Origin of the sequence: Nocardia sp. CS682 (assembly GCF_004634405.1) — a bacterium.
Lineage (GTDB): Bacteria > Actinomycetota > Actinomycetes > Mycobacteriales > Mycobacteriaceae > Nocardia > Nocardia ninae.
In genome coordinates, this window is sequence record NZ_CP029710.1 from 3,899,966 (window position 1) to 3,919,742 (window position 19,777).

Sequence of the window (19,777 nt, forward strand, 5' to 3'; positions counted from 1 at the left end):
CGCGAAAAGCACCCTGCCCGTACCGAACTCGGTACGGGCAGGGTGCGCGGAGCGGGTCAGCGGCTGCGGCGGCTCTTCTTGCGCGGCGGCGGCAGCAGGCCCTCGGCGCGGAGCCGGGCCGCATGTTCGGCCAGCGCCTCGACCAGCGGGCCGACCTGGGCGACCTCGGGCTGCACGTCGACGCGCAGACCGAATTCGATAGCGGTCTCGGCGGTCTTGGGGCCGATGCACGCGACGATGGTGCGCGTGTGCGGCTTGCCCGCGATGCCGACCAGATTGCGGACGGTGGAGGACGAGGTGAACAGCACGGCGTCGAAACCGCCGGTCTTGATCATCTCGCGGGTCTCCGCGGGCGGCGGCGAGGCACGCACCGTGCGGTAGGCGGTGACATCGTCGATCTCCCAGCCGCGATCCCGCAGGCCCTCGGCCAGCGTCTCGGTGGCAATGTCGGCGCGCGGCAACAGGACCCGGTTCACCGGGTCGAAAACGTCGTCGTAGGGCGGGAAGTCGGCGAGCAGACCCTCGGAGGACTGTTCGCCGCTCGGCACCAGCTCCGGATTGATACCGAACGAGCGCACCTTGTCCGCGGTGGCCTCACCGACGCAGGCGATCTTCACGCCGGAGAAAGCCCGTGCGTCCAAACCGAACTCGGCGAACTTCTCCCACACCGCGCGCACCGCGTTGGTGGAGGTGAACACCACCCACTGGTAGCGGCCGTCGACCAGGCCCTTCACCGCGCGCTCCATCTGCGCGGGGCTGCGCGGCGGCTCGACCGCGATCGTCGGCACCTCCATCGGAATGGCGCCGTGCGTGACCAGCCGTTCGCTCATCTCGCCCGCCTGATCCTTGGTGCGCGGCACCAGCACGGTCCAGCCGTACAGCGCCCGCGACTCCCACCAGGACATCTTCGAACGCGCCGCGACCACCTTGCCGATGGTCACCACCAGCGGGCCGACCAGCTCGGAGGCGGCACTGTTCAGCGTGGCCAGGGTGGCCTCGATGGTGCGCTGCTGCCTGGTGGTGCCGCGCACGGTCACCGCGACCGGGGTCTGCGGCGCCATGCCGTGCTCCACCAGGGCACTCGCGGTTTCGGCCAGATGGCCCGAGGTCGCGTGCAGCACCAGCGGTCCGGGCGCGGCGGCCAGCGCGGCCCAGTCGACCTCGCCGCGCACGTCGGCCTCGGTGTGCCCGGAGCCGAGCGCGATGCCCGCGTAACTCGGCACGGCCGAGCCGTTGGGCAGGCCGGGCAGCACCTCGAACACCATGTGCGAGCGGGTCACCGCGTTGACCTCGGCGATCACCGAATCGGTCGTCAACGGGTCACCGGCGACGACGCGGACCACGTCGTGGCCGTTGCGGGCCTCGGCGATCAGCGTCTTGGCCACCTCGGCGGGCTCGCCGAGGGCGGGCCGCACGTCGACCGAGGGCTCACCGTCGGCGCCGGGCTCGACCGCGGTCCCGATCAGGGCGAGCACGCCCTTGTCGACGTCGGGGTCGGTGAAGGCGAGCGTCGCGCGCCCGATCACCTCGCGAGCGCGCACGGTGAGCAGCGCCGGGTCGCCCGGACCTGACCCGACGAAAAGGATCCGACCAGGATGCTTCTTGGTAGCTCGACCGCTCATTGGTTGTTCTCCATTGGGCTGGGTTGGGTGAAGTCTGGGGCGGGCGCATTCACCGCCTGTGTATCCGAACCGGTCTCCGGTTCGTGGGCGCTGAGCCCTTGGGATGTGCTGGATTGTTCGGTGACGCTGAGCAATTCGCGCGCGCCCAGATCGAGCAACTCGCGAGCCAGCGCGCGGCCGAGCTCATCCGCGTTCGCAGGCGCTCCGACTATCGAGGCACGAAGCACATCGGAGCCGTCGACGGCGGCCGCGCAGGCGCGCAGTGACAGTTCGTCGAAGATCCGGCCGTCCTCGTCGATCGACTCGACCACCTCGGCGAGCGCGCCGATCGGCGCGGTGCAGCCCGCCTCCAGTTCGGCCAGCAACGCCCGCTCGGCGAGCACCGACGCACGGGTGGGGGCATCGTCCAGCGCGGTGAGCACCTCGATGAGTTCGTTGTCGTCGCTGCGGCATTCGACGGCCAGCGCACCCTGGCCAGGGGCGGGCAGCATCTGCACCGGCTCCAAGGCCTCGGTCACCGCGTCGAGCCGGTCGATTCTGGCCAGGCCCGCTCTGGCGACCACGACCGCGTCGAGTTCGCCTTCGCTGACCTTGCGCAACCGGGTGTCCAGGTTGCCGCGCAGCGCCACGATGTCCAGGCCGAGGCCGAGCGCCCGCAGCTGCGAGGCGCGCCGCGGCGCGGAGGTACCGACGCGGGCACCCACGGGCAGCTCGCCCAGCACCAGGCCGTCGCGGGCGACCAGCGCGTCGCGCGGATCCTCCCTGGCCGGGATGGCGGCGATGGTGAAGCGCGGGTCCTGGGCGGTCGGCAGGTCCTTGTAGGAGTGCACCGCGATGTCGATGGTGCCCGCGGCCAGCTCGTCGCGCAGCGCCGAGGTGAACACGCCGACCCCGATCTGCTGCACCGGTTCCGACGACAGGTCACCGGCGGTCTTGACCACGACCAGCTCGGCTTCGTGTCCGGCGGCGATCAGCGCGTCGCGGATGGTGCCCGACTGGGTGAGCGCGAGCAAGCTGCCTCGGGTACCGATGCGCCACGGCGCGCCGGTGCTGCCTGCCGTCACGTTGTCCTCTTCCTGCACGAGTGTCATGCCCGCACCCCGCGGGTGCTCGGCGCGGCCGTACCGGCCTTTCGTCGCACGGTGCCGATGGTTCGTTCGCCCCGCGCGCTCATGCCGGGTGCCCCTGTTCGTCGGCGCGATGGCTGGCCGTGAAGTCGTCGGCCAGCGCGATATCGGCGTCGGTGAGCAGGATGCCCGCGTGGTCACCGATCGCGGTGATCTCCATCGGCGCGGCCACCGCCTGCGCCGCACCCGGTTTCAGCTCGAACAGCTCGCGCAGCGCCTCGGCGTAGCTGTCGCCGCCCGGGGTGGAGGCCAGCTGCTTGACCCGCACCGTCGGTGCGTGCAGCAGCTTGTCGACCACCCGGCGCACCGTGCGGGCCACCTCGTCGCGTTCCGGATCGGCCAGGCTGGGCAGCCGCGAATCCAGCCGCAGCAGTTCGGCTTCGACCACCTCGGCGGCGCGCTGGCGTAGCGCGGCGACGGTCGGGGTGACCTCGGCCATCCGCTGGCCGGTCAGGTATTTGGCGAGCTCGTCGGCGACGATCGCGCGGGCGGCGGCGGTGTCGTCGGCGGCCGCGCCCGCGGCGGGATCGCGCTGCAAGGTTTCGATGTCGATCACCGTCACGCCGGGCAGTCCGGCCACGGCGTGTTCGACATCACGGGGCAGGCCGAGGTCGCAGAACACCAACGGCCGCTCGGCCGTGGCGGATTCGAGGCCGCGCTCGCGCTCGGTCAACGCCCGGTGGGTGTCGGCCAGCGTCACCACGTTGCCGACCGCGCCGGTACAGGTGATGACCACATCGGCGACGGCCATCGCCTCGGTGAGCCTGGACAGTTCCATCGCCTCGGCGGCGACGCCGTAGCTGCCCGCGGTCTCGGCGAGCCGCGCGGCCCGCGCCGTGGTGCGGTTCACCACGATGATCCGGCCGATGCCTGCCCGCGAAAGGTGCGCCACCGCAAGGCTGCCCATCGCACCGGCGCCGACGACCACCGCGGTCTGCCCGGCCAGCGGGCCGAGGACGTGCTGCGCGCGATCCAGCGCCACCGAGACGACCGACGCGCCGGCCCGGTCGATGCCGGTCTCCGAATGCACCCGCTTGCCGACCCGCAGTGCGTGCTGGGCCAGCTCGTGCAGCGTCCGGCCGACCGCCTGCTGGGCGTCGGCGGAGGCGTAGGCGCCGCGGATCTGGCTGAGCACCTGCTGCTCGCCGATCACCATCGAATCCAGGCCGCTGGCCACCGCGAACAGGTGCTCGGCGGCGGCCTCGCTGTAGCGGACGTAGGCATGCTTGGTCAGATCGGGCAGCGGCAACCCGGAATGCTTGGTGAGCAGGTCGCCGACCTCGGCGAGACCGCCGTGGAAGGCGTCGACTACGGCGTAGACCTCGACGCGATTACAGGTGGAGACGATCATCGCCTCGGAGACATGGCTCGAGGTCAGCATGCGGTCGATCAGCTTGGGCCGGTCGGCGTCGGTGATGGCAACCTTTTCCAGCACCGAGACGGGCGCACTCCTGTGCGAAATCCCGACCAGAAGAACGCTCATGCCCGCACCTCGCTAGCGCTCGGCGCAGGCACGCGCGTTGCGCGCTGTGTCACGATTCGCTCGCTACGCTCACTCATGGAGTAACCACCGATCCCTTGCTGCTTGGCTCCGTTGCCGTATGCGAGGACGCCGTATGCGCGGCTGCCGAATGCTTGAGTGCCTGATGGATGGCCGAGGTGTGCGCGGTGGGCGCGCGGCGGCTGAGCCGGCCCGCGGCGGGGCGCGCGGCCTCGGTGTTCGGCGGAGCCTCGGTGTTCGCCGTGGCCTCGGACGCGTTGTCCGCGTTGCGCACTCGCTCGAACGACAGCATCTGCAGTTCGACCGCGAGATCGACCCGGCGCAGTTCGACCGTCGCGGGGGCGATCAGCTCACAGGGCGCGAAGCTCAGGATGGATTGCAGCCCCGCCGCGACCAGCCGGTCGCAGGCGTCCTGGGCCGCGTCGTCGGGCACGGTGATGACCGCGATGGTGGGTTCGAGCGCTTCGACCGCCTCGGCCAGCCCGGCGACGTCGCGCACCACCAAACCGGCGACCGACAGGCCGATCACCTCGGGGTGGTTGTCGAAGATGCCGACCACGGTGAAGCCACGCCGCTGGAACCCGCCGTAGCCGACCAGGGCCCGGCCGAGATTCCCGGCGCCGACGAGCACCACGCGGTGTCCCTGCGACAGGCCGAGCACATCCTCGATCCTTGCCCGCAACCTGGCTACGTCATAGCCGACACCCCGTACGCCATTGGGTCCGAGGAAGGAAAGGTCCTTGCGCAACTTCGCCGAATTGACACCCGCCGCGACAGCGAGTTCCTCACTCGATACGATGGCAACACCTTCGTCGGCCAACGTGGCGAGGACCCGGAGATAGGTCGCCAGTCGCGCGACGGTGGCCTGCGGGATGTCCTTCTGCAGAGCCCTGCCGGAGACGCCGCCCGGCGCCTCATGCTGCTCTGTCACGTCGTCGGCTCCTCGTTCCGGCCCGATCGGGTTACGGTTCGTCGCTGGACCTCTGGCCCGGGACGGTCCGGTGCCATGGTCGAAGTGTCGGAATGCTGTGTCTTTACGCGGTGGGCCCGCAGCCTCGGCAAGCGGGTCCGCGTGCCACCACCGTAACTGCTTGTGCAGCCCTTCACAAAGTCGGTGAAATTGGCCTCATTTTCCGCCGCGACCAGCGCTGCGGCGGAAACGGACAGTCATCGCTACCGGTCAGCGGCTCAGGTCGGCCCGCAATCGGGCCTCGTCAACGTCGAAATAGCTGTGCTCACGACCGTTGAGCAGCACTACCGGCAACCGGTCACCGAACTCCGCGCGCAGGCCGGGATCGGTGGCCGCGGCCGCGTCGACATCCACCGTCGCGGGCTCGATGCCGTAATCGGCGCAGATCACCCGCAGCTGGTCCAGCGCGGTCGCGCACAGGCCACAGCCGGATCTCGTCAACAGTGTCACCGAAGGTGTGGGATTGGTCATGGCGGATATTAAATCCCCTCGCCACGCCGGGATCGGTGTGCCAGGTACTGCGCTGACTGTCGGCCGACCCGGTTACTGTGGACGTGGTTCGCGCGACGGGCGGAGGTACTGGTGCCGGAACGATCGAAGGTGGCAAGGGCCGGATTCATCGCGGGACGATTCGGCGAGTTTCCGGCGCGGTGGAATCTGGGTCCGATCGGTCAGGGCCTGCAGGATCAGCTGGCCCGCATCCCGCGCAGCCCCTTCGGCCCCAGTGAGGAAGAGCTGCGGGCCAACCTGGCCGGTGAGGCCAGCGCGGACGCCGCATTGTCGCTGCACGACGCCGAATTGGCGCTGGCCGAGGCGGACGAGACCGGCCCCGAGGTGCCGCGCGACCTGACGGCGGCGGCGTTCTTCGATGTGGACAACACCATGGTGCAGGGCGCCTCGATCGTGCATTTCGCCCGAGGTCTGGCCGCGCGCAAGTACTTCAAGACCTCCGATCTGGTCGACGTCGCCTGGAAGCAGGTCAAATTCCGGGTCACCGGGCGCGAGAACAGCTCAGACATGGTCAGCGGCAAGGAGAAAGCGCTGGCGTTCATCGCCGGGCGCCCCACCGCCGAACTGGCCGCCCTCGGCGAGGAGATCTACGACGAGATCATCGCCGACAAGATCTGGCCCGGCACCAGGGCGCTCGCACAGATGCACCTGGACGCGGGCCAGCAGGTCTGGCTGGTCACCGCGACCCCGGTCGAGCTGGCCCAGGTGATCGCCAAGCGGCTAGGACTCACCGGCGCGCTCGGCACGGTGGCCGAGAGTGTGGACGGCACGTTCACCGGACGGCTGGTCGGCGACATCCTGCACGGGCTCGGCAAGGCGCACGCGGTGCGCACGCTGGCGATCCGAGAAGGGTTGAACCTCAAGCGTTGTACCGCGTACTCCGACAGCCACAACGACGTGCCGATGCTGTCGCTGGTCGGCACCGCGGTCGCGATCAACCCCGATTCGGATCTGCGGGAAGTGGCGAAGAACCGGGGCTGGGAGATCCGCGACTTCCGCACCGGTCGCAAGGCCGCGAAGATCGGCGTGCCGACGGCCCTGGCGCTCGGCGCGGCCGGCGGCGCCGTCGCGGCCGCGGTCACCCGCCGCCGCGACCACTGAACCAACCCGTCCGGTAGCGCACCAGGCGGTCCGGCGAACGCCGGAAACCAGTGCGGCCGAGGGGTTTACCGACTGGTGTCCGGCGTTCGCCGGACCAACAGGGTCGTCACGGTCTGCTGCGGGTGGACTCCGTTCTCCGAAACGTTCACGGCCTGCTCAGCCGGTGAAGGGGTTGCGGCGCTTGGTGAGCAGCTTGTAGAGCGTCGACTGGATGGTCTCGCGGACCTGGTCGGTAACCTCGAACATGGTCATCGGGTCGTCGGCCGCCTCCGGCTCGTAGCCGGTGGTCGGGATGGGTTCGCCGAATTCGATGTACCACTTCGACGGCAGCGGCAGCGCGCCCAGCGGGCCGAGCAACGGGAACAGCGGCGTCACCGGGAAATACGGCAAACCGAGCAGCCGGGCGAGCGGCTGCAGATCGGCCAGCTTGGGGTAGATCTCCTCGGACCCGACGATGGAGCACGGGATGATCGGCACGCCGGTGCGCACCGCCGCGGCCACGAAACCGCCACGACCGAACCGCTGCAGCTTGTAGCGATCGGCGAACTGCTTGCCGACGCCCTTGAAGCCCTCCGGGAAGACACCGGTGAGCTCGCCGGAGCGCAACAATCGTTCGGCGTCCTCGCGGCAGGCCAGCGTGTGCCCCGCCTTGCGGGCGAGCGAACCGAGCACCGGGGTTTCGAAGATCAGGTCGGCGGCCAGCAGGCGCAGCGCCCGCTGCTTCGGGTGCCGGTCGTGGATGGCCAGCTGCAGCATCAACCCGTCCAGCGGAATGGTGCCCGCATGGTTGGCCACGATCAGCGCGCCGCCCACCTCCGGAATATTCGCCATGCCACTGACCTGCACCCGGAACCACAGTTCCGACATCGGGCGCAGCGCGGGCAACAGCACCGACTCGAGCAGGTGCTCATCGAAACCGAACTCGTCCACCTGGTAGTCGCCGGTGATCCGGCGGCGGGCGAAGTCGGCGGTCTTGCCGATCTGCTTGCCGATCGCGCCGCGCACCAGGTCCGACAACGACTGGGGCGCAGGCGGTTCGGCGGCCGCCAGACGCTCGGTGAGCGAGGTCACCGAGCTGGGCGCTTCGCCGTGCACCGGCTCCGGCCAGCGTCGGGCGGTCGGCCGGTGACGCACCTCGTCCTGCACGTCGTGGAGGTGGATGACTTTCGCTACGTCGTTCATTGCTGTGCTCCCGTACCGGCCCCGAGCAGGCCGAGCAGTTTGTTCTCTGCGGCATCGATCCACGCGGGATCGACTACGGGCCGCAACGCTGCGCCCCCGATGAAGTCGTCGAAGGCCTGCACCGTGGTCCAGCGCGGCACGAACCCGAGTTCGGCCCGCATCCGGGTGGTGTCCAGGCCACAACCGAAATGGAAATAGTCGAGCTGTTCGCCGGAGAATTCGCGCATCACCGGACCCATCAACACTCGGCCCGCAGTGCGGAACAGCGCGAACGGCACCGGTAATTCGATCCGGCCTGCCCGCCGCACCGCTTGGGACAGGGCGAGCGCGCCGTCGCCCGCGATGTTGTAGGTGCCGCCGCGACCGGTCAGCGCGGCATGCGCCAGCGCGGCGACCGCGTCTTCCTCGTGCAGCAGCTGGATGCGCGCGTCGCGGCCGAACACCGTCGGCGTGATGGGTGAACGCAGATACTGCACGCCGCGGCCGGCCAGCCGCGGTCCGACGATCGGCGCCAGCCGCAGAATCGAGGTGGCGATATCCGGGCGGCGTCGCCCCAGCCCGCGCAGGAAACCCTCGATGTCGATCATGTCGCGCGCGAACTCACCGCGTGGCGGCGTGCGCGCACTCATTTCCTCGGTAAATTTCGCGGGGTCCTTCGCGCTGCAGCCGTACACGGCCGACGAGGAACGCACGACGACCGTGCGCACCGTCGGCGCCTTCTGGCACACCGCGAACAATTGCATCGCGCCGAGCACGTTGAGGTCCTTCATCACCGGTCGCCCGGCGCCGGCCGGCGGCCTGGCCAGCACCGCGGCGTGCACCACGGTGTCCACCGCGCCACCATCGATCACCTTGCGGATCAACGGATTTCGGATGTCCGCGCGGACGAATTCGGCACGGCCCATGCGCCGCTGCAACTCTCGGCTCGGGGTCATCGTGTCGACGGCGATGATGCGTTCGATGTCGGGATCCTGCGCGAGACGTGCGACCACGTTGCCGCCGAAGAAGCGACTGGCACCGGTCACCAACACCGCCTTCGGCGTGTGTCCGTCTCGAGCGTCAGAAGCCACCGGCACCGCATCCCACCTTGGCAAGCCCCCATTTCATTTATTTCCCCGGTTCCTAGGGTAGCCGCTGCGTTCACGGGTTCCGTTGGGATTAACAAGGATCTAACGATGACTTCGGTCACCTGACACACGGCGTAGTTTCAAAATTCGGTATTTCAAACAAAAAGGCCCGCCACCTACCGGTGACGGGCCTTCGAGCTGACGCGCAGCGCTTACTTGCCGAGTTTGCGCCGCTGCACGCGTGTGCGGCGAAGCAGCTTGCGGTGCTTCTTCTTCGACATGCGCTTGCGGCGCTTCTTGATCACAGAACCCATAGGGTTGTTCCTCGCGTCTCTCTACTCGGCGCGCACGCTACACACGTACGCCAACTGACCGGTCGCTCGGCAAGCCTCACGCCCAGTGTCCGCGCCGCCGGGTACCACCGGACACCACAAAGCGGTGCCACCGGCGGGCGAACACGAACCGAGGGTCCATCGTACCGGCACGTCCAGCTAGCTTCGAAACCGCCTGATCCAACGCCGCCGGACGCGGTCCGTCGGCGGGCCGCACCCCGTGGAGCGCGGTGGGATCAGTCGTTCATCCGGCGTCGAAGTAGGACGTCTCCAGATAGTCGTGCACCGCTTTGGCGTGTACCCGGAACGAACGACCCACCCGCACCGCGGGCAACTCACCGGAATGCACAAGCCGGTACACCGTCATCTTGGACACTCGCATCAGGCTCGCCACCTCGGCGACCGTGAGGAACTGAGTGCCGCCGAGCATGGGTTGACCCTGCGACCCGGAACCACCTTGCGTCCGGGAACCAGCCCGGGCGCCTGAGGGACCTGAGCCACTCGAACTTCCTGAGCTACTTGCAGACATCTTGTTAGACATCATTGCACCATTGACCTCCGGCACGTCCGCGCCGCCGGCTTCCCCACCGGCGGAACAGACACGCACGTGCTCCTTGAAGCTTAGCGGGACCAGTGGTGTTACTGCGACGGGAGTGAGAAATCAGCTTTTCCCTTCGGAAACCAACCGGTCGCGCGCTGTTTATTCGGCGGCCGTGCCCTGCTCGGCGGAGCGCTGCTTCGCGGCGTGCAGCGCCTCCAGGAAGGCCGAACGGACCCCGCCACGCTCGAGCTCGCGGATCGCGGCGGCGGTGGTGCCCGCCGGTGAGGTGACCGCGGCCCGCAACTCCACCGCGCTCTGCTCGGACTCGTCGAGCAGCGCCGCCGCGCCGACCATGGTCTGCACCACCAGCTCGGTGGCCACCTCGCGGGTCAGTCCGAGACCGACGCCCGCGTCCACCATGGCCTCGACGACCAGGAAAAAGTAGGCGGGACCCGAGCCGGAGACCGCGGTGACCGCGTCCATCTGCGACTCCGCGACGGTCACCACCTTGCCGACCGCGCCGAGCACCTCGGTCACCAGCTCCAGCTGCGGCGCTCGCGTGTGCCGCCCCGGTGCGATGACGCTCATGCCCTGCCCGACCAGCATCGGGGTATTCGGCATCACCCGGACCACCGGGAAACCGGCGGGCAGCTTCGCCTCCAACCGCGCCGTCGGCACGCCCGCGGCCAGCGAGACCAGGATCTGGTCCCGATCGTTGCCGACGCTCGGGTCGTCGCTGAGGGCGGCCTTGCCCAGCGCGGTCATCACCGCGTCCACGTCCGCGGGCTTGACCGCGACGACCAGCAGGTCCGCGCCGACCGCGGCATCGGCCACCGAATCGGTCACCCGCACGCCGAAGCGCTCGGCGATCTGCGCGCCGCGCTCCGGAAAGGTCTCGACGACAACCAGGTCCTTTGCCAGCCGCCCCGATTCGAGCAGACCCGCGATCAGCGCCTCCCCGATGCGCCCGCCACCGATAACCGCAATTCTCGTCATGGGGGTTAAGGCTAGACGGCGCTCATCGCTGCGGAATCAGCGCCAGCTGACGGCTCTGTGCGACCACGGCGCCGGTGGAGTCCAGCACCAGCTGGTCCTCGTCGAACATGCGGCCGCCGACCTCGTGGGTGGTCGCGATGACGCGCAGCCAGCCGGGAGCCGGCTTGCGGCGCAGGAAGCTGACCATCTGCACGGTGGGCGACCAGCCGTAGTGGCCGAGGTTGTACGGCACCGGCGGGCTGATGTCGGTGGCCATCATCGCGAAGAACATGGCGACGTCCGGGTCCTGCTCGTCGGCGGGCCGCGGGCGCATCCACAGCCGCAGCCGCGGTTCGGCCGTTTCGCCGTCGAGGAAGCGGGCCCACTCCCGGTCGATGTAGAGGTCGGCGGCCTGGCCGACGTGCACGATCCGGCCCATCGGGGAGCCCGGTTCGTAGCCGACAGCGTCGGCCGGTGGCTCGACGGCCATGTCGCTGTGCTCGCGCGCGAACCGCGGCTCGGCGTCGTCGAGGTGGCCGAAGGTGAGGGCGGTGCGCAGCAGCGTGCGGCCGTTCTGGATCAGATTCACGTCGGCCAGGCAGATCTGCCTGCCGATCTTGCGGATGTGCACCTCGTACTCGACGTCGCCCGGATCGGGTGCGCCGAGGAAGTCGGAGCTGGCGACGATCGGTGCCATGTCGGCGAGTGCGGGATCTGTCACACGCAACCATTTCAGGCCCGCCGACGCGCTGGCCGCGACCATGGTGCCGCCGTGCACCTTCTTGCCGATCGTCCAGGTCTTGCCGATGGTGCCCAGGTAGCGGCCGGTATCGGGGATGTTCGGGGCCAGCTCGGTCAGCGTGAGTACCTGGCTGAACGGGGCATCGGTCGCGGTGACCTGTGTCAGTCCCAGCTCCGTTGTCATCGTCACTCCTGTCGTCCAGCTGCCGCGTCGGCGATCAGGGTTGCTGATACGCGGCGTTCGTACAGCGTAGAACGAGTGGGCTCGGCACGCGCATTCCCGTCGGCCGGACGGCGGCGACGTGCGTCACAGTGCCGGAATCAGGCGTGGCGGGCCGAGGTCGGCGCGGGCGCGGTCTGGCCATTGAGATGCAGCCGCGCGAAGGCGAGGGTGCGGTGCAGCATGGCCGCGCGAGCCTGCGTGGTCCGGGCGTTCTGGGTGTTGATCTCGGCGACCGCCTGACCGGCGAAACCGTTGCGTACCAACGTGTCACACACCTCGACGCACGGCTGGGTGCCTTCGCCGGGGACCAGATGCTCGTCGTGCGCGGCGCCGCGGCCGTCGGCCAGATGCAGGTGCGCCAGGCCCTGACCCATCCGGGCGGCCAGCGCCAGGGGGTCCGCGCCCGCGGTGGCGGTGTGCGAGAGATCGAGGGTGTAGTGCTCGAAACCGGTGTCGGTCGGGTCATAAGACGGACTGAACGCGGTGAGCCCGACGCCCGGCCCGCCCCGGCGCTCCAGCCGTTTCACCGAGCGGGCACCGCGCCCGAACAGGGTGTCGGCCCGCATCGGGAACATGTTCTCCACCGCCACGATGACCGGGCTGTGCTCCTCCAACTCGGCGACCTGGTCGGCGAAGTTCTCGGCGTAGCGCCGCTGCCAGCGGAACGGCGGATGCACCACCACGGTGCGCGCGCCGAGCGCCTCGGCGGTGCGCACGCTGCGTTCGAGTTTGGCGACCGGATCCGAGCCCCACACCCGCTGCGAGATCAGCAGGCACGGCGCGTGGATCGCGATCACCGGCACGTCGTACTTGCGGGCATAGGACTGCACGGTGGCGATGCTCTGGCTGGCCGGTTCGGCCCAGACCATCAATTCGATGCCGTCGTAACCGAGTTCGGCCGCGTACCGGAAGGCCGCCTCGGTGTTCTGCGGGTACACCGACGCGGTGGAGAGCCCGACGAGGATCTGGCGCCGATCCGGCGCACCCTCGGGCTCCCCCGGCGCGACCGCGGCGGGTCGCGCCCCGGCAGCGGGGGCGCGGTGCACCCTGGTCTGGTCTGCCTGTCCGGTTTTCCCCACTGGCGCTCCCTGCCTCAGTTCGTACTGAGCAGAAAGGCTAGCGGCCCCAGCGTGACGAATACGCCGACAACGACCGCAATCACAGTGCTCAGCACGTCGTCGGTCCGGCGCAGGATCCGAACCAGCGCCACCAGACCGAGGATCACGATCATCGCCAGGGCCAGCGCCACCCAGGGGAGCATCTCCCACATCCGCTCGAAACCCTTGAACAGCAGCATGCCCGCGACGGCCGCGCCGGTGCTCTGACCACCCAGGATCATCCACTGGCGGCGGTTGGCGTCGTACTCGGCCTTCCTGGCCGCCCGGGCCGACCGGCGCGGCGTGGCGTGCTCGGACTGCCCGTCCTCGTCGAGGTCATCGAGGTCGTGCTCGGCGTCCAGGTCGACCGGCTCGAAGAAATCGGTTTTGCCGTCGTACATCTCGAGCTCATCGACCGGGGCGCGGCCCGAATCGCGTTTGCCGCGACCGCGTTTGCCCCGCCCGGCGGCGTCGGCCGCACGTTCGGCGCCCGCGCGTTCGGCCCGCTCGACACCGTCCCTGAGCAGATCGCCCGCGACCGTCTGGCCGGAAACGAGCTGCTGGTCCTGACTGGCCAGCGACCAGGCGGCGGTCGAAATACCCTCGACCTCGGGCGGCGGGTCATTGCGTTGCGGCGCATCGGGTTTGCGTCTGCGCGCCGACCAGGCGGGCAGGGCGCCCTCTGCAGACCCGTTGCGCTGTGGTGATCTTCGCGGCGGTTCCGGCGGCGGCTCGGGCGTCGGCGCCCACGGTGCCGTGGCGCGCGACTCCGGCAGCTCGGGCTCGTAATCCGCGGCCGACGGCGACCATGCGGCGGTCGACGGTGCGGCCTCTTCGGCCTCGGCCTCGGCGGCGCGACGCCGGGCGGCACGGCCGCCGGTGGCGCCGTTGCGCTCGGCGCGGCCGTTGGCCGCGCCGCGACCGCCCGGGTCGGGCGCGGCCACCTCGCGCAGCGGGCGCACCTCGGTGGTGGGGTCGTCGTGGTCGTCCTGCCTGCGGCGGCGACCGGAGCGCGGCTGCGGCTCGTCCGGCACCGGGTCGCTCGCGTAGGGATTGGGCGACGGGGCGTACGGGTTGGGGGACGGCGCGTACGGGTTGGGCGAGGGGGCGTACAGGTCGTCGACCGGCGTGCGCGGGGACAGCGGATCGGCGGGGGCGCCGTGCCGTGAGGGCGGCATCTCCCGGCCGGGCATCACCCGGTTGGATCGGCCGGGCAACGGGTCGGCGGCCGGCTCGGGCTGGGCGTACGCGGCGAGCGGGTCGTACATCGAGATCGGCCCGGAGATCGGCGAATACGCCGCGGGGTCCGGCGCGGGTGGCGCGTATGAGACAGGTTCCGGCGCGGGCGGCTCGTAGGCCGGAGCCTCGTAGACCGGTTCGTCGGGCACGTCGGTGTCGGGCGCGGCGTGCGAGGAGTGACCGCTGCCGATGGCAGGCATGTCACCGGTCAGCTCGGCCACCGAGATCCCGCGACCGCCGCGGCGGCGTCGGCCACCACCTGCGGAAGACGCGCCCTGCTGCCCGTTGCGGGCCAGCAGCTCGGCGACCGATAGCTGTTTGGAATCATCACTCATGACTGCACCTCGCTGGCGCTCGGCTCCGTCACGAGCGAAGCACGCTGTAACACGATTCGTTCGCTGCGCTCACTCATGACTGCACCTCGCCGGCGCGCCCATCATGACGACACCGTCCCTATCGGCCCCGGTAGCACGGCAGCACCGAGCACCGGGTCGCCGCTGTCGGTCGCCGGGCCCGGTAAGCAGGTTGCTCGGGGTCCGCCATTCATGTCGGTATCCAGTTTGCGCAGGATCAGTCCTTCTCGCAGCGCCCATGGACAAATCTCCAGGGATTCCAGCGATAGTGCCCGCATACTCGCCTCCGCGACCAATGCGCCAGCCACCAATTGCTGTGACCGATCGGAACTTACGCCTTCCAATTCTGCACGGTCCGCGGCCGTCATCCGCGAGATGAACGCAATCAGCTGGCGCAGACCTGAGCTGGTGAGTGTACGACGCACCCGCGGGCCCGCCGCCGACGGTGCCGCTCCGGTCAGCCTGGCCAGCGAACGGAAGGTCTTCGAGGTGCCGACGGCCAGATCCGGTTTACCGGCGTCGAGCAGCTGTTTGGCGGGCAGCGTCAGCTCCGCGTCGAGCCAGTCACGCAGCACATTGACCCGGCGCTTGCCCGGCGGATCCTCGCGCAGCCACTCTCTGGTCAACCGGCCGGCACCCAGCTGCAGGGACAACGAGACATCGGGTTCCTCGTCGCCGCCGTTGGTCATCTCCAGCGAGCCGCCGCCGATGTCGAGATTCAGGATGCGTCCCGCGCTCCAGCCGAACCAGCGGCGCACCGCGAGGAAGGTCAACCGCGCCTCGTCGACGCCGGAGAGCACCTGTAGATCGACGCCGGTCTGCGCGCGGACCCGGCCGAGCACGTCCTCGGAATTGGTCGCCTCGCGCAGTGCGGAGGTGGCGAACGGCATCAGCTCGACGCACCGGGAAGTCTCAGCGATGCTGGCGAATTCGGCGACCGTGGCGATCAGCCGCTGGGCGCCCGCCTCGGTGATCCGGCCCTCGTTATCGATGTTCTCCGACAGCCGTAAAGTGGCCTTGGTAGAGCTCATCGGCATGGGGTGACCACCCCGATGCGCGTCCACCACCAGCAGGTGGACGGTATTGCTTCCGACATCGAGTACCCCAAGCCGCACAAGAACACGGTACTGGGTGATCCGGTCCTATAGGTTAAGCGACTGAACTGTTAGCGTTCCGAGGTGTGACGGTAGGCGCATCAGCGAGTGGGCCGGCGCGGCCCCGACCAGCGGGGAAGATCGATCCGAGTCCCGAAGTCGACATGGATTTCCCCCGAGAATGGATCGAGTTCGTCGATCCAGCAAACGACGAGCATCTGATCGTCGCGGATCTGACCTGGCTACTGTCGAGCTGGACGTGCGTCTTCGGCACCCCGGCCTGCCAGGGCATCATCGCCGAGCGCCCCGACGACGGCTGCTGCTCGCACGGCGCGTTCCTGTCCGACAAGGACGACCGCAAGCGCCTGCAGAACGCTGTGAAAATGCTCACACCAGCGGATTGGCAGCTGATGGGCGAGGCGACCGACGCCGCGGGCAAGGTCACCAAGAAGGGTTACCTGGAGCTCGATGAGCTCGAAGACGAGCCCGCGCTGCGCACCCGCCGGTTCGACGGCGCGTGCATCTTCCTCAATCGGCCCGGCTTCGCGGGCGGTGTCGGCTGCTCGCTGCACTCCATGGCGCTGCGCCGCGGCATCGAGCCGCTCGAGGTGAAGCCGGACGTGTGCTGGCAGTTGCCGATCCGGCGCACCCAGGAGTGGGTGGACCGGCCCGACGGCGTGCAGATCCTGCGCACCACGGTCACCGAGTACGACCGCCGCGGCTGGGGCGCCGGCGGCGAGGACCTGGACTGGTACTGCTCCGGCTCGCCCGATGCGCACGTCGGCACGCGGCCGGTGTGGCAGTCCTACGGCCCGGAACTGAAGGAGCTGCTCGGCGCTCCGGCCTACGACGAACTGGCCAGACACTGCAAGCGTCGAGCGGGGCTCGGCCTCATCGCGATTCATCCGGCGACGGTGCACGCGGACCGGATGCGCGACAGTTCGAACACCGCGACCGGGTGAGCCCTCGGAATGCGAGCCTGCACCCCGTTCACCTGTAGGGCATGCGATCTTCACCCGTTTGCGGTTTGATGTGCGGTCATGTCCAAGAAAGTTTTGACCCTGGCCGCCGTTTCCCTCGGCGCCGCACTCTGTCTCCCCGCGATCGCGCACGCCGAGCCGAACGGTGATCCCGCCAAGTACGCCGATTTCACCGCCGACTTCCTGCCCGCCAACACCCCCGACGCCGTGAACGCCGCGAAGGTGGGCAAGAACCTGATCATGAGCCCATACGGCACCTCCCGCACCATCGCCTGCCGCGGCACCAACGCCGCGGACGTCTACGACTGCATGCAGGAAGACGACCTGGGCTGGATCTCGTTGCGCAAGATCGACGTCCCCGGCGTCGGCCCGACCTGGACCTACCTGCCTTAAGAACTAGAACTTCAAGACGCCGAACTACGGCCGAGGGCTTCGCAGCGCCCTCGGCCGTAGCTTTGTCGGCTCACGCCTCGAGTTTGTAGCCCAAACCGCGGACCGTGACCAGATGCTCCGGCTTGGCCGGGTCTGCCTCGATCTTCGAGCGCAGCCGCTTCACGTGCACGTCGAGGGTCTTGGTGTCGCCGACGTAGTCTGCGCCCCACACGCGATCGATCAGCTGGCCGCGGGTGAGCACCCGGCCGGAGTTGCGCAGCAGGTACTCGAGCAGGTCGAATTCCTTGAGCGGCAACGTCACCGGCTTGCCGTTCACCAGCACGGTGTGGCGGTCCACATCCATCCGGACGGGGCCCGCTTCCAGCACGCCGCTCTCATTGGTGCCGTCCAACTCGTCGCCCGCGCCGCGGCGCAGCACGGCCCGAATGCGCGCGATCAGCTCGCGCGCCGAGTATGGCTTCGTCACGTAGTCGTCGGCGCCGAGCTCCAGCCCGACCACCTTGTCGATCTCGCTGTCCCTTGCCGTCACCATGATCACCGGTACGCCGCTGCGGGTGCGCAACTGCTTGCACACGTCCGTGCCGCTCATGCCTGGCAGCATGAGATCGAGCAGCACGATGTCGGCACCGGACCGATCGAACTCGGCGAGCGCGGATGGTCCGTCACCGACAACGGTGACCTCGAAACCCTCCTTGCGCAGCAGGAACGCGAGCGGATCGGCCAGCGACTCCTCATCCTCGACGATCAACACACTCGTCATCTGCGTGCCTCCACACCATTGGGTCGGCCCGGCCCCGAGGGGCGCGGGCTTGTTTCTCTCATGCTCACCGTCGGACCGGCGGAATCCTCTTCTCCGTCGGCCTCGTGGTGGGCAGGTATTCGCAGGGTGAACGTCGAACCGGTGCCCAGCTTGCTCCACAACGTGATCTCACCGTTGTGGTTGGCAGCCACGTGCTTGACGATAGCCAGGCCGAGCCCGGTACCGCCGGTGGCGCGCGAGCGGGCCTTATCGGACCGGAAGAAACGTTCGAACACCCGCTCTTGGTCTTCCTTGGCGATACCGATGCCGCGATCGGTCACCGCCATAGCGACATGGTCGCCGCGCAGGGAACGGCTCACCGACACGTGTGAGCCGGCCGGTGAGTACGCTATCGCGTTCTCCACCAGGTTCGATAGGGCGGTGACCAGCAAGGTTTCGTCGCCGAGCACCTCGAGCCCGCTGGGCCGGTCGGTACTGACGGTGATGCCCGCGGCCTCAGCGGCGGTGCGCGAGCGGTCCACCGCCTGCATCACCACGGTGTCCACGTCGACCACTTCGAGCTCGGGCAGCTTCTCCGCACCCTGCAGCCGGGACAGCGCGATGAGTTCGGTCACCATCTTGCCGAGCCGCCGCGATTCGCCGAGCACGCGCTGCCCGAAGTGGCGCACCGCCTCGGGGTCCTCGGCGGATTCGAGCATGGCCTCGGCCAGCAGGCTCATCGCGCCGACCGGGGTCTTGAGCTCGTGGCTGACGTTGGCGACGAAGTCGCGCCGGGTGGCCTCCATCCTGGCCTGCTCGGAGTCGTCGTCGGCGAAGAGCACGGTGAAGTTGGTGTCCTCGCGCGATAGCTGGCGGGCCACGCCGCGCACGGCGATGCGGCCGCGGCCGGGCACCGGGTTCTTCGCGGTGAGGTCGAACTCGGCGGACTCGCCGGTGGCCAGCACCTTCTCCACCGCGGCCCAGGCGCGCTCGTCGAGCAGGCGGTTGCGGACCAGGCCGAGCTCTTCGGCCCGCGGATTCACCAGCACCACGTCGCGGTACTCGTCGACCACCGCGATGCCGCTCTCGGAGGCGAGCACGATCAGATCGAGCACCTGCGACATCGTCAGGCCGGAGTCGGCCTGCCGCCTGGCCTGCTGCCTGGCGTTCATATAGGGGATAAGTAGCCCGCCGACTGCCAGACCTACGACAGCCGCAAGGACTGCCAGTAGCACGGCTTGCGGAACACTCACACTTGAATCGTACGGTCGCGTAGGACGTATCCAACTCCGGGTGCACGATGTTTCGTGCAGGTCATAGCTACTTCCGACCCTGTTAGCCCCCCGTTTACGTACTGTTCCGCCGCTCCGGGACTTCAGGCCGGATTCAGGTGCGGCGTGAGCGCCGTCGGCGGGCGGCGAAAGGGGCGTCGGCAGAGTTAGCTGGTACCCGCTGAGTTACCCATGTGGTGGCGAGATCAGTGGTCTTCTTCGTGCGTACGAGATCAATCTTCTTCGTCGTCGGGGCCGGCGAGGCCTGCGCTGACGGCGGATCCGTGCTTGTCCACCCACTCGCCGAGGGCGTAGATGGGGGTGAGCAGGTCTCGGCCTGCTTCGGTGAGGCGGTATTCGACGCGTGGTGGGGCTTCGGCGTAGCGGTGGCGTTCGATGAGGGTCATCCGCTCCATCCGGCGCAGGGTCTGCGTCAGCATCTTCTGGCTGATGCCGCCGATCGACGCGCGCAGGTCGCTGGGGCGCATCGGACCATCGCGGAGCATGTAGACGACGACCGGTAGCCAGGAGTTTCCGAAGACGTCGACGCCCATCCGGGCCGGGCAATCGGACTCGAAATCGCCGTAGGGCGTGAACTCCACCCGTTCGGCGGTGATCGGCTCGGCGTGCACGGCGGTCATGCCACCAGCATGCCAGCGTCATTGGGCACCCGCAGGTGCCTATCGATCTTCCTAGCGTTTGTACCGAGACCTTTCGAG

Annotated in this window: 20 protein-coding genes; 3 read left to right on the forward strand and 17 right to left on the reverse strand. The window is 69.0% G+C overall.

Features of this window, described 5'->3' with window-relative positions:
- Nucleotides 1–56: 56 nt before the first annotated feature.
- The 5 genes from DMB37_RS17540 to DMB37_RS17560 form a co-directional block, all read right to left on the reverse strand.
- Nucleotides 57–1,622, reverse strand: coding sequence for a bifunctional uroporphyrinogen-III C-methyltransferase/uroporphyrinogen-III synthase (locus tag DMB37_RS17540; RefSeq protein ID WP_135233634.1), 1,566 nt, complete (start codon nt 1,620–1,622; stop codon nt 57–59).
- Nucleotides 1,619–2,713, reverse strand: a complete 1,095-nt coding sequence (gene hemC, locus DMB37_RS17545) for a hydroxymethylbilane synthase (protein WP_135233635.1) — start codon at nt 2,711–2,713, stop codon at nt 1,619–1,621. Before hemC ends, DMB37_RS17540 begins: the two co-directional genes overlap by 4 nt.
- Before the next feature lie 79 nt (nt 2,714–2,792).
- Nucleotides 2,793–4,232 carry a glutamyl-tRNA reductase gene (locus tag DMB37_RS17550; protein ID WP_135233636.1) on the reverse strand — a complete coding sequence of 480 codons (1,440 nt, stop codon included), beginning with the start codon at nt 4,230–4,232 and terminating at the stop codon, nt 2,793–2,795.
- A gap of 73 nt (nt 4,233–4,305) precedes the next feature.
- Nucleotides 4,306–5,181: a redox-sensing transcriptional repressor Rex gene (locus DMB37_RS17555; protein WP_135233637.1), complete on the reverse strand. Its 876-nt coding sequence runs from the start codon at nt 5,179–5,181 to the stop codon at nt 4,306–4,308.
- Nucleotides 5,182–5,430: 249 nt separating this feature from the next.
- Nucleotides 5,431–5,691 (reverse strand): glutaredoxin family protein, encoded by a 261-nt coding sequence (locus DMB37_RS17560; protein ID WP_107659576.1) that lies wholly within the window; start codon nt 5,689–5,691, stop codon nt 5,431–5,433.
- 186 nt (nt 5,692–5,877) lie between these two features.
- Here DMB37_RS17560 and DMB37_RS17565 point away from each other — a divergent pair, with 186 nt between their 5' ends.
- Entirely contained in the window at nt 5,878–6,831 is a 954-nt protein-coding gene (locus DMB37_RS17565; RefSeq protein ID WP_240772544.1) for an HAD family phosphatase, read from the forward strand.
- Between the two features lie 156 nt (nt 6,832–6,987).
- Here DMB37_RS17565 and DMB37_RS17570 read toward each other — a convergent pair whose 3' ends face one another.
- From DMB37_RS17570 to DMB37_RS17610, 9 genes are all read right to left on the reverse strand, one after another.
- On the reverse strand, nt 6,988–8,013 hold the full coding sequence (locus DMB37_RS17570; RefSeq protein WP_135233638.1) for a lysophospholipid acyltransferase family protein: 1,026 nt from the start codon (nt 8,011–8,013) through the stop codon (nt 6,988–6,990).
- On the reverse strand, nt 8,010–9,044 hold the full coding sequence (locus DMB37_RS17575) for an NAD-dependent epimerase/dehydratase family protein (RefSeq protein ID WP_135237635.1): 1,035 nt from the start codon (nt 9,042–9,044) through the stop codon (nt 8,010–8,012). The genes DMB37_RS17570 and DMB37_RS17575 overlap by 4 nt, the downstream gene beginning before the upstream one ends.
- 248 nt (nt 9,045–9,292) lie before the next feature.
- Nucleotides 9,293–9,394: a 30S ribosomal protein bS22 gene (locus tag DMB37_RS17580; protein WP_003402602.1), complete on the reverse strand. Its 102-nt coding sequence runs from the start codon at nt 9,392–9,394 to the stop codon at nt 9,293–9,295.
- A 262-nt stretch (nt 9,395–9,656) separates the two neighbouring features.
- Nucleotides 9,657–9,941, reverse strand: a complete 285-nt coding sequence (locus tag DMB37_RS17585) for a helix-turn-helix domain-containing protein (protein WP_370465384.1) — start codon at nt 9,939–9,941, stop codon at nt 9,657–9,659.
- A 171-nt stretch (nt 9,942–10,112) separates the two neighbouring features.
- Nucleotides 10,113–10,949 (reverse strand): pyrroline-5-carboxylate reductase, encoded by an 837-nt coding sequence (gene proC / locus DMB37_RS17590; protein ID WP_135233639.1) that lies wholly within the window; start codon nt 10,947–10,949, stop codon nt 10,113–10,115.
- 22 nt (nt 10,950–10,971) lie between these two features.
- Nucleotides 10,972–11,853, reverse strand: a complete 882-nt coding sequence (locus DMB37_RS17595; protein WP_135233640.1) for a thioesterase family protein — start codon at nt 11,851–11,853, stop codon at nt 10,972–10,974.
- A gap of 137 nt (nt 11,854–11,990) precedes the next feature.
- Entirely contained in the window at nt 11,991–12,857 is an 867-nt protein-coding gene (locus DMB37_RS17600; RefSeq protein WP_135237636.1) for a sugar phosphate isomerase/epimerase, read from the reverse strand.
- Nucleotides 12,858–12,985: 128 nt separating this feature from the next.
- Nucleotides 12,986–14,563 (reverse strand): hypothetical protein, encoded by a 1,578-nt coding sequence (locus tag DMB37_RS41370; RefSeq protein WP_240772428.1) that lies wholly within the window; start codon nt 14,561–14,563, stop codon nt 12,986–12,988.
- Nucleotides 14,564–14,664: 101 nt separating this feature from the next.
- A complete protein-coding gene (locus DMB37_RS17610) occupies nt 14,665–15,696 on the reverse strand; it encodes a Ppx/GppA phosphatase family protein (protein WP_135233641.1) in 1,032 nt (343 codons plus the stop codon).
- Nucleotides 15,697–15,839: 143 nt separating this feature from the next.
- Here DMB37_RS17610 and DMB37_RS17615 point away from each other — a divergent pair, with 143 nt between their 5' ends.
- Complete coding sequence (locus DMB37_RS17615) at nt 15,840–16,637, forward strand: hypothetical protein (protein ID WP_135233642.1); 798 nt, start codon at nt 15,840–15,842, stop codon at nt 16,635–16,637.
- A 78-nt stretch (nt 16,638–16,715) separates the two neighbouring features.
- Nucleotides 16,716–17,048, forward strand: coding sequence for a hypothetical protein (locus tag DMB37_RS17620; protein WP_240772429.1), 333 nt, complete (start codon nt 16,716–16,718; stop codon nt 17,046–17,048).
- A 70-nt stretch (nt 17,049–17,118) separates the two neighbouring features.
- Here the strand turns inward: DMB37_RS17620 and DMB37_RS17625 are convergent, their stop codons facing one another.
- From DMB37_RS17625 to DMB37_RS17635, 3 genes are all read right to left on the reverse strand, one after another.
- On the reverse strand, nt 17,119–17,808 hold the full coding sequence (locus DMB37_RS17625) for a response regulator transcription factor (protein ID WP_069160635.1): 690 nt from the start codon (nt 17,806–17,808) through the stop codon (nt 17,119–17,121).
- On the reverse strand, nt 17,805–19,040 hold the full coding sequence (locus tag DMB37_RS17630; RefSeq protein ID WP_135233643.1) for a cell wall metabolism sensor histidine kinase WalK: 1,236 nt from the start codon (nt 19,038–19,040) through the stop codon (nt 17,805–17,807). Before DMB37_RS17630 ends, DMB37_RS17625 begins: the two co-directional genes overlap by 4 nt.
- Before the next feature lie 251 nt (nt 19,041–19,291).
- Nucleotides 19,292–19,699, reverse strand: coding sequence for a helix-turn-helix domain-containing protein (locus tag DMB37_RS17635; protein ID WP_135233644.1), 408 nt, complete (start codon nt 19,697–19,699; stop codon nt 19,292–19,294).
- Between the last annotated feature and the right edge of the window lie 78 nt (nt 19,700–19,777).